The organism is Bacteroides luti (assembly GCF_900128905.1).
In the GTDB taxonomy this organism is placed as follows: domain Bacteria; phylum Bacteroidota; class Bacteroidia; order Bacteroidales; family Bacteroidaceae; genus Bacteroides; species Bacteroides luti.
This window is the reverse complement of record NZ_FQTV01000003.1, coordinates 206,378-219,743: the sequence shown is the minus strand read 5'-3', so window position 1 is coordinate 219,743 and position 13,366 is coordinate 206,378. Positions and strand designations below refer to the sequence as shown.

General features: G+C 39.1%; 8 protein-coding genes. All 8 read left to right on the top strand.

The window, feature by feature from the left end; translation table 11 throughout:
* The first annotated feature begins 81 nt into the window (after positions 1-81).
* The 8 genes from BUC21_RS04185 (at position 82) to BUC21_RS04150 (ending at position 13,356) form a co-directional block, all read left to right on the top strand.
* Entirely contained in the window at positions 82-2,325 is a 2,244-nt protein-coding gene (locus BUC21_RS04185; RefSeq protein WP_073399502.1) for an aconitate hydratase, read from the top strand.
* 33 nt (positions 2,326-2,358) lie between these two features.
* A complete protein-coding gene (icd, locus tag BUC21_RS04180) occupies positions 2,359-3,543 on the top strand; it encodes an NADP-dependent isocitrate dehydrogenase (RefSeq protein ID WP_073399500.1) in 1,185 nt (394 codons plus the stop codon).
* A 14-nt stretch (positions 3,544-3,557) separates the two neighbouring features.
* Positions 3,558-4,907: a citrate/2-methylcitrate synthase gene (locus BUC21_RS04175; RefSeq protein ID WP_073399497.1), complete on the top strand. Its 1,350-nt coding sequence runs from the start codon at positions 3,558-3,560 to the stop codon at positions 4,905-4,907.
* Between the two features lie 5 nt (positions 4,908-4,912).
* Positions 4,913-6,169: a mechanosensitive ion channel family protein gene (locus tag BUC21_RS04170; RefSeq protein ID WP_073399495.1), complete on the top strand. Its 1,257-nt coding sequence runs from the start codon at positions 4,913-4,915 to the stop codon at positions 6,167-6,169.
* A 75-nt stretch (positions 6,170-6,244) separates the two neighbouring features.
* On the top strand, positions 6,245-7,135 hold the full coding sequence (locus tag BUC21_RS04165; protein ID WP_073399493.1) for an AraC family transcriptional regulator: 891 nt from the start codon (positions 6,245-6,247) through the stop codon (positions 7,133-7,135).
* 632 nt (positions 7,136-7,767) lie between these two features.
* On the top strand, positions 7,768-9,933 hold the full coding sequence (locus tag BUC21_RS04160; RefSeq protein WP_073399491.1) for an alpha-N-acetylglucosaminidase: 2,166 nt from the start codon (positions 7,768-7,770) through the stop codon (positions 9,931-9,933).
* An 18-nt stretch (positions 9,934-9,951) separates the two neighbouring features.
* Positions 9,952-11,049: an acyltransferase family protein gene (locus BUC21_RS04155; protein ID WP_073399489.1), complete on the top strand. Its 1,098-nt coding sequence runs from the start codon at positions 9,952-9,954 to the stop codon at positions 11,047-11,049.
* A 27-nt stretch (positions 11,050-11,076) separates the two neighbouring features.
* Positions 11,077-13,356 (top strand): GH92 family glycosyl hydrolase, encoded by a 2,280-nt coding sequence (locus BUC21_RS04150; protein WP_073399643.1) that lies wholly within the window; start codon positions 11,077-11,079, stop codon positions 13,354-13,356.
* Positions 13,357-13,366 lie beyond the last annotated feature (10 nt).

Here is a 13,366-nt window from a genome sequence, read left to right as displayed (position 1 = left end):
ATAAAATTGAAATAATATACGGTTTTTAAAACAAAAAGAAAGATTCTATGTTTAGTTTTTAACATACAAAAAAAGAACCTTATGGTACATGACATTGAAATGCTAAAGAGATTTTACTCCTCTTTTGTAGATAGGGTTGCTACTTCTCGCAGTAATATTGGTCACCCTATGACTTTAGCTGAAAAAATTCTCTATGCCCATTTATATGATGTAAATCAAACAACAACTTTTCAGCGTGGTGAAGATTATGTAAACTTCCGCCCAGATCGTGTTGCTATGCAGGATGCCACTGCTCAGATGGCTTTGCTGCAGTTTATGAATGCAGGAAAAACTAAATCGGCAGTACCTGCTACTGTGCATTGCGACCATTTAATCCAGGCATATAAAGGTGCAGGGATAGATATTGAAACTGCAACCTCAACAAATAAAGAAGTATATGATTTCCTTAGGGATGTTTCTTCTAAATATGGTATTGGCTTCTGGAAACCGGGTGCCGGAATTATTCATCAGGTAGTATTGGAAAATTATGCTTTCCCAGGTGGAATGATGGTTGGTACGGATTCTCATACTCCTAATGCCGGTGGCTTGGGTATGATTGCTATTGGTGTAGGCGGAGCAGATGCTGTTGATGTAATGACAGGAATGGAATGGGAACTTAAGATGCCTAAACTGATTGGTGTGAAGCTAACCGGAAAAATGAATGGATGGGCTTCTCCTAAAGATGTTATTTTAAAGTTGGCTGGTATCCTTACTGTAAAAGGTGGAACCAATGCAATTATTGAATATTTTGGAGAAGGTGCTGCATCTCTTTCTGCTACAGGTAAAGCTACTATATGTAATATGGGTGCTGAAGTTGGTGCCACTACTTCAGTATTTGCTTATGATGCTCAAATCTCTGAATATCTTCGTGCAACTGAACGTGCCGAAGTTGCTGATATGGCAGATGCAATTGCTGCTGATTTGCAGGCTGACCCGGAAGTATATGCTGCTCCCGAAAAATATTATGATCGTATCATTGAAATAGATTTATCTACGCTTGAACCTTATATTAATGGTCCGTTTACTCCGGATGCTGCGTGTCCGATATCTGAATTCGCAGCAAAAGTAATTGCGAACGACTATCCACGTAAAATGGAAGTTGGCTTGATTGGTTCTTGTACAAACTCATCTTATCAGGATATCAGCCGTGCTGCCTCAGTAGCTCGTCAGGCTATAGACCAAAACTTAAAGGTTTCTTCTCCGCTGATTGTAAATCCGGGTTCGGAAAGAGTATATCAGACAGCTTTACGCGATGGAATGATTGATACTTTCGAATCTGTTGGCGGAACAATAATGGCTAATGCATGCGGACCATGTATTGGTCAGTGGAAGAGAATTACGGATGATCCAACACGTAAGAATGCAATTGTTACATCTTTCAACCGTAACTTTGCTAAGCGTGCGGATGGTAACCCTAATACATTTGCGTTTGTTGCTTCTCCCGAATTAACCGTAGCTTTAACCATTGCCGGTGATCTCTGCTTTAATCCGCTGAAAGATACGCTGACTAATGCCGATGGTGAACAAGTAAAACTTGCAGAACCTCAGGGAAGTAATCTTCCTGCAAAAGGTTTTGTTCAGGGTGATAACGGATATATAGCTCCAACGGGTGCTTCAACTGAAATTAATATAGATCCATCTTCCAGCCGCTTGCAGGTTCTTCAACCTTTTCAGGCTTGGGATGGAAACGAATTACTGAATATGCCTTTACTTATCAAGGCTCAGGGGAAATGTACAACAGATCATATTTCAATGGCCGGTCCATGGCTTCGTTTCCGCGGACATCTGGAAAATATTTCAGATAACATGCTGATGGGAGCGGTGAACGCTTTCAATGGAAAAACAAATTCTGTTTATAACCGCGAGACTGGTGAGTATGATGCCGTTTCTGCTGTTGCAAAACAATACAAGTCATTAGATATTGCTTCGATTGTTGTTGCAGAAGAAAATTATGGAGAAGGGTCTTCTCGTGAACATGCAGCAATGGAACCACGTTTCTTAAATGTTCGTGTAATTCTGGCAAAGAGTTTTGCCCGCATTCATGAAACTAATCTTAAGAAACAAGGAATGCTTGCTCTTACTTTTGCTAACAAAGATGATTACAACCGCATTCAGGAACATGATAAGATTTCAATTGTAGGATTAGGATCCTTTGCGCCAGGCAGATCATTAATGGCTATCTTGCAGCACGAAGATGGAACTCAGGAAAGTTTCGAGGTATTGCATACTTATAATGAACAACAGATTGGCTGGTTCCGTGCCGGATCTGCATTGAATAGTAAATAAATTACAGGTAATTAGATAAATAGGTAGATAAGTATGAAAATAACGAAAGAAAATGGTTGCCTTGTTATACCCGATTGTGTAACAGTTCCCTTTATTATGGGAGACGGGGTGGGAGCTGAAATTACTCCTGCAACTCAGGCTATTGTTAATGCAGCTGTAAAGGTAGCATATCAGGGAAAGAAAGAGATTGAATGGATGGAAATTCTGGCTGGAGAAAAAGCTTTCAATGCTACAGGCTCATGGTTGCCAGATGAAACAATGCAGGCTTTTAAAGATTATCTAGTTGGAATTAAAGGTCCATTGACAACTCCAATTGGTGGAGGTATCCGTTCTTTGAACGTGGCTTTAAGACAAGGACTCGATTTATTTGTTTGTCTTCGTCCGGTTCGTTGGTTCCGTGGAGTTGTTTCTCCGATAAAAGAGCCACAGAAAGTAAATATGCATATTTTCCGTGAAAATACAGAAGATATCTATGCCGGTATTGAATGGGAACAAGGTACTCCTGAAGCTGAAAAATTTTATCGTTTTCTTCGTGACGAAATGGGAGTAACGAAAGTTCGTTTCCCTGAAACATCTTCTTTCGGAGTTAAACCAGTATCTAAAGAAGGAACCGAACGCCTGGTTCGTGCTGCTATTCAGTATGCGTTGACAAATGGCCTGCCTAGTGTGACTATTGTGCATAAAGGTAACATTATGAAATTCACTGAAGGTGGATTTAAAAAATGGGGTTATGAGTTGGCCGAACGTGAATTCGGTAAAGAACTAAGTGAAGGCAAAATTGTTATTAAAGATGTTATTGCAGATGCATTTTTGCAAAATACATTGCTTATTCCGGAGGAATATTCTGTTATTGCTACGTTGAATCTGAATGGTGATTATATTTCAGATCAGTTGGCAGCAATGGTTGGAGGAATTGGTATTGCACCGGGTGCGAATATCAATTATAATTCCGGACATGCTGTTTTCGAGGCTACTCATGGAACAGCTCCTAATATTGCCGGTAAGAATATTGTAAATCCATCTTCATTATTGCTTTCGGCAGTAATGATGCTCGAATATTTTGGTTGGAACGAAGCTGCTAATCTGATTACTTCGGCAATGGAACAGGCTTTTGAAAGTGGTAAAGCTACCAACGATCTGGCTCGTTTTATGCCGAATGGAGTCTCTTTATCAACAACTGAATTCCGCGATTTAATTGTTTCTATCATTCAAGGATAAATAAATGTACGCTTATGAAAAAGGAATATATCATATACAAATTGTCTGAGTCGATTAAGAGTACCGCTAAGATAGACAATGAGTTATTCACATTGTTTGGCGTTAAGCGTGGGCTACGCAACGAAGATGGTACCGGAGTTTTGGTAGGACTTACCAAAATTGGTAATGTAGTTGGTTACGAACGTATTCCAGGAGGTGGATTACAGCCAATTCCAGGAAAATTGTTTTACCGTGGACTGGATGTTGAGGATATTGCACATGCAGTTATGCAAGAACGTAGATTTGGTTTTGAGGAAGTTGCTTACCTGTTGCTTTCGGGCGGTCTGCCTGATAAAGAAGAATTGGCTTCTTTCAGAGAACTGATCAATGAAAATATGCCTCTGGAGCAAAAGGTGAAAATGAACATCCTTGATCTGGAAGGAAATAATATTATGAATATTCTTGCTCGTAGCGTACTCGAAATGTATACTTACGATGCAAACCCCGATGATACTTCACGCGATAACCTGATGCGCCAGAGTATTGAACTGATTTCCAAGTTCCCTACAATTATTGCTTATGCATATAATATTCTTCGCCATGCCACTTTTGGATTGTCGTTACATATACGTCACCCGAAAGAGGAACTTTCAATTGCAGAGAATTTCCTTTATATGCTTAAGAAAGAATATACTGACCTGGAAGCACGTACACTCGATCTTTTGTTGATTATTCACGCTGAACACGGTGGTGGTAATAACTCTACCTTTACCGTAAGGGTAACATCTTCAACCGGTACAGATACTTATTCTTCTATTGCTGCAGGAATCGGTTCACTGAAAGGCCCTTTGCATGGTGGTGCCAATATTCAGGTAGTAGATATGTTTAATCATCTGAAAGAACATATTCATGACTGGACAAATGTAAAAGAGATCGATACATATCTGAATCGCATTTTAAATAAAGAGGCATATAATAAGACTGGACTTATTTACGGTATCGGACATGCTGTTTACACTATTTCAGATCCGCGTGCAATATTGCTTAAGGAAATGGCTCGTGAACTGGCAAAAGAAAAAGGACGTGAAGAAGAGTTTAACTTCCTGGAATTGCTGGAAGAACGTTCTATAGAATGTTTCAATAAATTTAAAGGAGCCGGTGGTAAGAAGGTTTGCAGTAATGTGGACTTCTATTCCGGATTTGTATATGAAATGATTGGATTGCCTCAGGAAATATATACTCCTTTGTTTGCCATGTCTCGTATTGTGGGATGGTCGGCTCATCGTATTGAAGAACTCAATTTCGAGGGCAAACGTATCATTCGTCCGGCTTACAAGAATGTGCTTGAGGTACAAGAGTATATCCCTATTTCTGAACGAATTTAGTTTATATGGAAAATGTGATTACTCAATCAATTAATAATCTTCTTCGCCTTCTTGGACTCTCGTCTGAGGAGGCGAATAGTTTAGATAATTGGGTTATTTTCGGTCTTATTATCTTAATAGCTTTTTTTGCTGATTTTGTCTGCAAACTGGTTTTGCTTAAAGTCGTAAAGAAGCTTGTGATGAAAACAAAAGCAACATGGGATGACATTATCTTTGACGAGAGGGTGATGGCAAAACTATGTCATGTGGTGGCTCCTGTGCTGATCTACTTTTTATTTCCGATAGCTTTTCCAGCTGGATCTCCTTTATATGGTTTCTTTTTAAAGATTACCCAGATTTATATTATTGCAGTGGTAATGCGTTTCTTCATTACCTTTTGTACTGCAATATATATAGTTTATGATCAGATTGAAAAGTATCACGACCGTCCACTTAAAGGATTACTGCAAACAGTGCAGGTTATTATCTTTTTTGTTGGTGGCATACTGATCTTTAGTGTGTTGTTTAATAAATCTCCGGCTTCTCTTCTTGCCGGATTGGGTGCTTCGGCAGCTGTGCTGATGTTGGTATTCAAGGATAGCATAATGGGGTTTGTTTCCGGAATTCAACTATCTGCAAATAACATGCTTCGTCCGGGCGACTGGATTTCAATGCCTAAATATAATGCCGATGGTGTTGTTATTGATGTTACCTTAAACACGGTGAAGGTTCGCAACTGGGATAATACAATTACTACAATACCACCCTATGCATTGGTAAGTGATTCTTTTCAGAACTGGAGAGGAATGCACGAATCAGGAGGACGTCGTGTAAAACGTTCCATTAATGTTGATATGAACAGTGTGAAGTTTTGCACACCCGAGATGCTGGAAAAATTTCGAAAGATTGCCCTGTTGAAGGATTATATTGAAGAAACAGAAGAAAAACTAAAAGCCTATAATCAGGAATGTGGCGTTGATGATTCTGTACTGGTTAACGGACAAAGACAGACGAATCTTGGTGTATTTCGTGCATATCTGGAACGTTACTTAAGAAGTCTTTCTGCGGTTAATCAGGAAATGAATCTTATGGTGAGACATCTGCAACCAACAGAAAAAGGAATCCCGATGGAACTTTACTTTTTTTCCATCTCAAAAGTATGGGTTGAATATGAAACATTGCAAGCAGATGTAATGGATCATGTACTTGCAGTTATATCCGAATTTGATCTGGCGGTATTCCAAAACCCCACCGGTGCTGATTTTCGCTCTATCAAAAAATAATTTATTTGCAGAGCGTTGCATTGTTGATAAAGTATTGTATATTTGCCTGTACAATACTTTGTTAACTAATGCCAGATGAATACACACGCTAATCACATTATACACGAAATAACACCTCTTTCTGATAAAGATTGTTTCTATATAGCAGAACGTTATAAGAAAGAGTTTACTTACCCCATACATAGTCATCAGGAATTTGAACTTAATTTTACTGAAAAGGCAACCGGAGTCAGACGTATTGTAGGCGATTCTGTAGAAGTGGTTGGCGAATATGATTTGGTTCTTATTACAGGTAAGGATCTGGAGCATGTTTGGGAACAGCACGAATGTAAGTCGGAAGAGATAAGGGAAATTACTATTCAATTCTCATCAGACCTCTTTTTCAAGAGCTTTATTAATAAAAACCAGTTCGATAGTATCCGGAAGATGTTGGAGCGTGCTCAGAAAGGAATATGTTTTCCAATGTCGGCTATTCTTAAAGTCTATCATCTGCTTGATACTCTTGCTACAGAAAAAGAAGGTTTTTATGCTGTGATTAAGTTTATGACTATTCTATATGAACTATCTCTTTGCGATGACGCACGTACTCTTTCAAGTTCATCGTTCGCAAAAATAGGAATGCATTCTGATAGCCGCCGGGTACAGAAGGTTCAGGACTATATTAATGATCATTATAAAGAAGAAATTCGTTTGTCGAAACTAGCCGATTTGGTAGGAATGACTTCTGTTTCTTTCAGTCGTTTCTTTAAACTTCGTACAGGGAAAAATCTATCAGACTTTATTATTGATATCCGTTTGGGATTTGCCACCCGTTTGCTTGTTGACTCTACTAAGTCTGTTGCTGAAATTTGTTACGAATGTGGGTTCAATAATCTTTCTAACTTCAATAGAATATTCAAAAAGAAAAAAGAGTGCTCGCCAAAAGAGTTCAGAGATAACTACAGAAAGACAAAGATTGTTGTTTAGACCCTAGTTACTGTTTTTATTTGTATTAATGGTTATTCTATAATCCCGATCTTCATAGTGCGGAAAAACACCCCTTGTTTTTTGTTTTCTTACGGGGTGAAACAAAAATGCCCGCGCCTAATAATCAGAATGTTATCTTTAAAAGTAAAAAAGTATGTCGGAAAAGCTGGTGAATAGTTTTAAAACTTAAGGGTTGTTTCGAGTTAAAAAGTGTTTCGTGCTTGATTTATAAATAGTTACTTTTGTGAAAGTAGTGCCCATTTGATTATATACTGACAAAATAAAGATTTTTAATGATAGGTGTTAGCACTTGTTAACTTTTTGAAGCTTTAACTTGTTTCATGTCTTTTATTTCTGTTTTCGTTTACTAATCTCTTAAATCAGGACTTCTTATATAAAAAGTTATTGCCCGACTTTTCAAAAAATAAAAGGAAGTATTCTCCAAAGGCTGGTTTATAATTTTAATTTATTGGCGGCAGATTTTGAGTGCTTTGGCTTTGTATCGCCCGTGTAGACTATGGCGTATGTAATATGGAGCTTTACTGTTTCTGCATGTTTTTCATCCTTTATTTTTCGTTTTTCATCTTTCATCTATAAGGAAAGCCTTATATTTGCCTTCAAATGTTAACACTATGAAGAAATTACTCAGTATATTTATGATGTGCTGGCTAACTTGCCAGTTGTTTGCTAATCCTATCACAGGAATGTTGGAACGAATCGATAAAGGTGCTTCCAAAAAATTTGCCATTGAATTAAAAAGTATCGGAGACAAAGATTATTTTGAGCTCGATCAGAAAGGTAACCAGGTAGTGGTACGTGCTAATAATTATGTAAGTGCGGCTTCCGGAATTAACTGGTATCTTAAATATTATGCAGGAGTGCATTTGTCATGGAATGGTATGGCAGCAAAATTACCTGCTGTTTTACCTAAAGTGACTAAGAAAGAACGTCATGAAACTTCACTGAAACTACGTTACGATTTCAATTATTGCACATTCTCTTATTCTATGGCTTTCTGGGATTGGAAACGCTGGGAACAGGAAATCGACTGGATGGCATTGCATGGTATAAATTTACCGCTGGCTGTAGTAGGCGAGGAGTGTGTATGGTTTAATATGCTCAAAAAACTGGGCTACTCTAAAGAAGAAATAAATAAGTTTATTTCCGGACCAGCTTTTATGGCTTGGTGGGAAATGAATAACTTGGAAGGATGGGGAGGTCCGAATCCTGATTCATGGTATGTGCAGCAAACTGCTTTACAAAAGAAGATTGTGAAACGCATGAGGGAATATGGCATTGAACCTGTATTTCCTGGTTACTCTGGAATGGTTCCTCATGATGCAAAAGAAAAATTAGGCCTGAATGTAACTGAACCTGAATTGTGGAACGGATATTTACGTCCTGCATTTTTGCAACCAACCGACAGTCGTTTCAAAGAAATTGCAGCTTTATACTATAAAGAACAGGAAGCTCTTTTCGGTAAAGCCAATTACTATTCAATGGACCCGTTCCACGAAGCTAAAGGTATTGAGAAAGTAGATCTTGATGCTGCCGGAAAAGCTGTAATGGATGCTATGAAGAAAGTAAATCCTAAAGCAGTATGGGTTGTTCAAGGATGGACAGAAAATCCACGTGAAGATATGATAAAGAATATGAAGAACGGAGATCTTCTGATACTCGATTTGTTCAGCGAATGTCGCCCAATGTGGGGAATGAAACCATCTCTATGGTACAGAGAAGGCGGATATAAACAACACAACTGGCTTTTCTGCATGCTCGAAAATTTTGGAGGAAATGTAGGACTACATGGACGTTTGGATCAGTTGCTGAATAATTTCTATGAAACAAGAAATAATCCATTGGCTCAACATTTAAAAGGTATAGGACTTACAATGGAGGGTATTGAAAATAATCCGATGATGTTTGAACTGATGACTGAGTTACCTTGGCGCTCAGAAAAGGTTACTAAAACAGGATGGATTAAAGAATATCTGACAGCCAGATATGGAGCAAAAGATAACACAATAGAGCAAGCATGGACAGTCTTGGCTAACGGCATACTAAATTGTCCGCAAGGAAATAATCAACAAGGAACTCATGAATCTATTTTCTGTGGTCGTCCGTCATTGAATAATTTCCAGGTTTCAAGCTGGTCAAAGATGGAGAATTATTATGATCCTACATCAACAGAAGATGCTGCCCGATTAATGGTGCAAGTTGCAGATAAGTACAGAGGTAACAATAACTTTGAATATGATTTGGTGGATGTTGTACGTCAGTCTTTGGCCGATCGCGGACGAATTGTTTATAACCGTACAGTAGCCGATTTCAAGAGTTTCGATAAAAAAGCTTTTAAGAAAGATTCCGAAGAATTCCTTAAATTATTGCTTTTGCAGGATAAATTATTGGGTACACGCAGTGAGTTCCGTGTAGGTACATGGATTGAAAGTGCTCGTAACCTGGGCAATAATGAAGAAGAAAAGAACCTTTACGAATGGAATGCACGTGTACAGATTACAACATGGGGTAATCGTTATTCGGCCAATGAAGGTGGATTGCGCGATTATGCCCACAAGGAATGGAATGGTATTCTGAAAGATTTCTATTACAAGCGTTGGGAAGCTTACTGGAAAACACTGTCTGATGTGCTCGATGGCAAACCAATGGTGGAACTGGATTATTATTCTATGGAAGAACCTTGGACAAAGGCTACAAACCCGTATACTTCTGCTCCCGAAAATGATTGTGTAACTGTGGCAAAAGAGGTCTTTGCAAAGGCTTTTGGAGGAAATAATTAAACGGTTAAACTCTAAGTAATGGAAAATACACAAAACAATATACCTCAAAAACAACGTTTGCTTTCGCTCGATGTGTTGCGCGGACTAACAGTTGCAGGCATGATTCTGGTAAATAACGGAGGAGGTAAGGTTTCATACGAACCTTTGCGCCACTCAGCCTGGAATGGCTTGTCACTGGCCGACCTGGTGTTTCCTTTCTTCCTGTTTATGGTAGGAATGTCTACTTTCATATCATTACGAAAGTTTCAGTTTAAGTGGTCAAATCCACTAGCCCTCAAAATATTGAAACGTACTTGCCTTATCCTGTTAATAGGATGGGCTATCTATTGGTTCGAGGGCTGTTGCAAAGGAGATTTCCTTCCTTTCGATAGTATACGTTTACCAGGCGTTTTGCAGCGCATAGCATTGTGTTACGGGATTGTTTCGCTTTTGGCTGTAACGGTTAACCATAAATGGTTGCCGTGGTTGGCTGGCTTATTATTAGTGGGATATGCTTTTTTGTTGCTGTTAGCTAACGGATATATATGTGATGAAACAAATATTCTGTGTATTGTAGATCGTGGAGTGTTTGGAACAGCGCATTTATATCACAAGAGCCCTATTGATCCGGAAGGATTACTTGGCGTTATTCCGTCCATAGCACACACAATTCTTGGTTTCTGGGGAGGAAAGATTCTGATGGAACATGCTGATCTGAAAAATAAAATGCTTCACTTGTTTATCTTTGGCTTTGTATTGATTAGCGTTGGTCTGCTTTTTACATACGGACTGCCAATGAACAAACGTATATGGTCGCCTACACTGGTGCTTTTCACTTGCGGACTAGCTACTTGTCTGCTGGCTTGGTTCATTTATGTTATTGATGACAAAGGCAATAAAGGATGGACTCCTTTCTTTGTCTCATTTGGGGTAAATCCCCTCTTTATATATGTTATCAGTGAACTGATGAATATTGTTTTTGCAGATTTCGGAATCAGTAAAGCTTTATTTGGAGGCATTCATTCTGTGGTGCCCGATGATTATGTGGCTTCTCTTGTTTATGCAATTGTTTTTGTATTACTAAACTGGGCTATAGGTTATCCGCTTTACAAAAAGAAGATATATATTAAAATATAAAGAAAAAATTGAAGAATGCATTCAGTTATGAATAAACGTGGATTGATAAAGTTCTCTCTTTCTGTATGGTGCTTATGTATCTCTTTGATGACATATGCTCAATACGGTAAATATGTTGATCCTAAAATTGGTTCAGAAGGTTTGGGACGGGTCTTTGTTGGCCCGTCGGCACCGTTTGGAATGGTAAAACCCGGCCCGGATTGTACCTGCAAACCTAATAGCGGCTGGTTACCTATGCCCGAAGTTGTTACCGGTTTTGCTCAGGTGCACGTAAGCGGTACAGGTGGAGGACCTAAATATGGAAATATTCTAGTGCAGCCCTATTGTGGAGAACCTGATATGGAAAGCCATGAGGCAAAGCGGGAATATGAGAAGATAGAGCTAGGATATTACAATACACGTTTCCAGGAAAATGGCATTCAAACAGAGCTGACCACTTCTGACCGATGCTCTTTTTATCAGTTTACTTATCCAAAAGAGAGTAAACGCTCATTACGGGTAGATGCCGGTTTCTTTTTGGGAGAGAATCCGGTTCCCGATGCTCGCGAAGCACAACAGTTTGTTGGTTCAGAAATAGAAATTGTATCAGACACGGAAGTTCGTGGCTATAGTCGCATCCGTGGAGGATGGAACAATGGACGAGCCTATACGGTTTACTTTTATGCAGTGGCCGATAAACCTTTTACAAAGACACTTACCTGGAAAGATAAATTTTCCTCATCGACTGAGAAAGCACAATGTGACGAGGGGAAGAAAACGGGTGCAGTAATCTCTTGGGGAGAAGAAAGTACAGAAAGTACCGTTAAACTTAAGATTGGTATCTCTTTTCTGAGTTCACTTAAGGCTCAGGAAAATGTTCGCAAGGAAATTCCACATTGGGACTTCCAGCAGCTATTGGCAAAAGTACGCCTTCAATGGGAAAAACTGTTGGAACGCATAGAGTTGGGAAAAGGAGCAACGGAAGTACAAAAACGAATGTTTTATACCGCCCTTTATCATACTCTTATTATGCCGGTTGACCGTACCGGAGAGAATCCTCTTTGGACGGATAATGCTCCTTATTACGATGATTTTTATGCTATATGGGATACATATCGCACCTCTAGTCCGCTCATTACAATTCTTTCACCGCAAAGAGAAACTGATATAGTTAATGCACTCATAAACATTTATAAGAGGGATGGTTATATGCCCGATGCTCGTAGTGGTAATGCAAATGGTCGTACCCAGGGTGGTTCGAATGCAGAGGTTGTAATTGCCGATGCATTGGTAAAAGGACTGAAAGGCATTGATTATGAATTAGCTTTGAAAGCAATGCTGAAAGATGCTACTGTTCCTCCCGGAGGTAATGAAGAACAGGAAGGACGCGGCGGATTACTGGAATATAACAGACTGGGCTATGTGCCATTTGGCATTGACCGTGCTGGAAATCGTACGGTGGAATATGCTTATAACGATTATAACATTGCTACAGTAGCTAAGATGCTGGGGAAAAACGATATCTACAAAGAATATATTCGCAAAGCTGATAACTGGAAAAACTTATGGCGCGATAATTATGAATATGATGGTGTAAAGGGATTTATCATGCCTCGCTCTGCTTCCGGAGAATGGCTGGATGATTTGCCTTTTGGTCATTCCAAAGTACAACATCCCACATTCCGTTATACTCCAGTAACCAATGAATCTCCATGGTATGCTCCATGGTGGGGAACTTTCTTTTATGAAGGCATTTCATGGGAATATTCATTAAGTATCCCCCATGATGTTCCGGCTTTGATAGAGAAAAGTGGAGGAAATGAAGCTTTCCGTAACCGATTGGATACTTTCTTCGACAAAGGATATTATAATGTCAATAATGAACCATCTTTTTTAACTCCATGTCTCTATCATTGGATTGGACGTCCTGATTTAAGCAGTGCACGTATAAAACAGATTATTACACGAAATTATAATGACACTCCCGGCGGTTTACCTGGTAACGATGATTCTGGAGCTATGTCTTCCTGGCTTGCTTTTCACATGATGGGGCTTTATCCTAATGCAGGGCAACCTTATTATTTAATACATTCGCCTTTGGTTAGTGAATACACCATTCGTTTGACTAATGGTAACAGTTTGCATGTGGTAGCTAAAAAGTTATCCGAAAAGAATTGCAATATTCAACATGTAAGTTTAAATGGGAAAGAACTCCATCGGGCATGGATAAACCATGATGAGTTATCGCAAGGTGGAGAACTGATTATAGAAATGGGAAATAAACCTTCTGATTGGGGTACAGAGGAGTTACCTCCGGTTAAAATGTAGAAGTGCAACG

Excerpts from the sequence above, each read along its gene's own strand:
- BUC21_RS04170 (WP_073399495.1), top strand. The coding sequence starts at position 4,913 with ATGGAAAATGTGATTACTCAATCAATTAATAATCTTCTTCGCCTTCTT.
- BUC21_RS04150 (WP_073399643.1), top strand. The coding sequence starts at position 11,077 with ATGAATAAACGTGGATTGATAAAGTTCTCTCTTTCTGTATGGTGCTTA.
- BUC21_RS04165 (WP_073399493.1), top strand. The coding sequence starts at position 6,245 with ATGAATACACACGCTAATCACATTATACACGAAATAACACCTCTTTCT.
- BUC21_RS04155 (WP_073399489.1), top strand. The coding sequence starts at position 9,952 with ATGGAAAATACACAAAACAATATACCTCAAAAACAACGTTTGCTTTCG.
- icd (WP_073399500.1), top strand. The coding sequence starts at position 2,359 with ATGAAAATAACGAAAGAAAATGGTTGCCTTGTTATACCCGATTGTGTA.
- BUC21_RS04185 (WP_073399502.1), top strand. The coding sequence starts at position 82 with ATGGTACATGACATTGAAATGCTAAAGAGATTTTACTCCTCTTTTGTA.
- BUC21_RS04175 (WP_073399497.1), top strand. The coding sequence starts at position 3,558 with ATGAAAAAGGAATATATCATATACAAATTGTCTGAGTCGATTAAGAGT.
- BUC21_RS04160 (WP_073399491.1), top strand. The coding sequence starts at position 7,768 with ATGAAGAAATTACTCAGTATATTTATGATGTGCTGGCTAACTTGCCAG.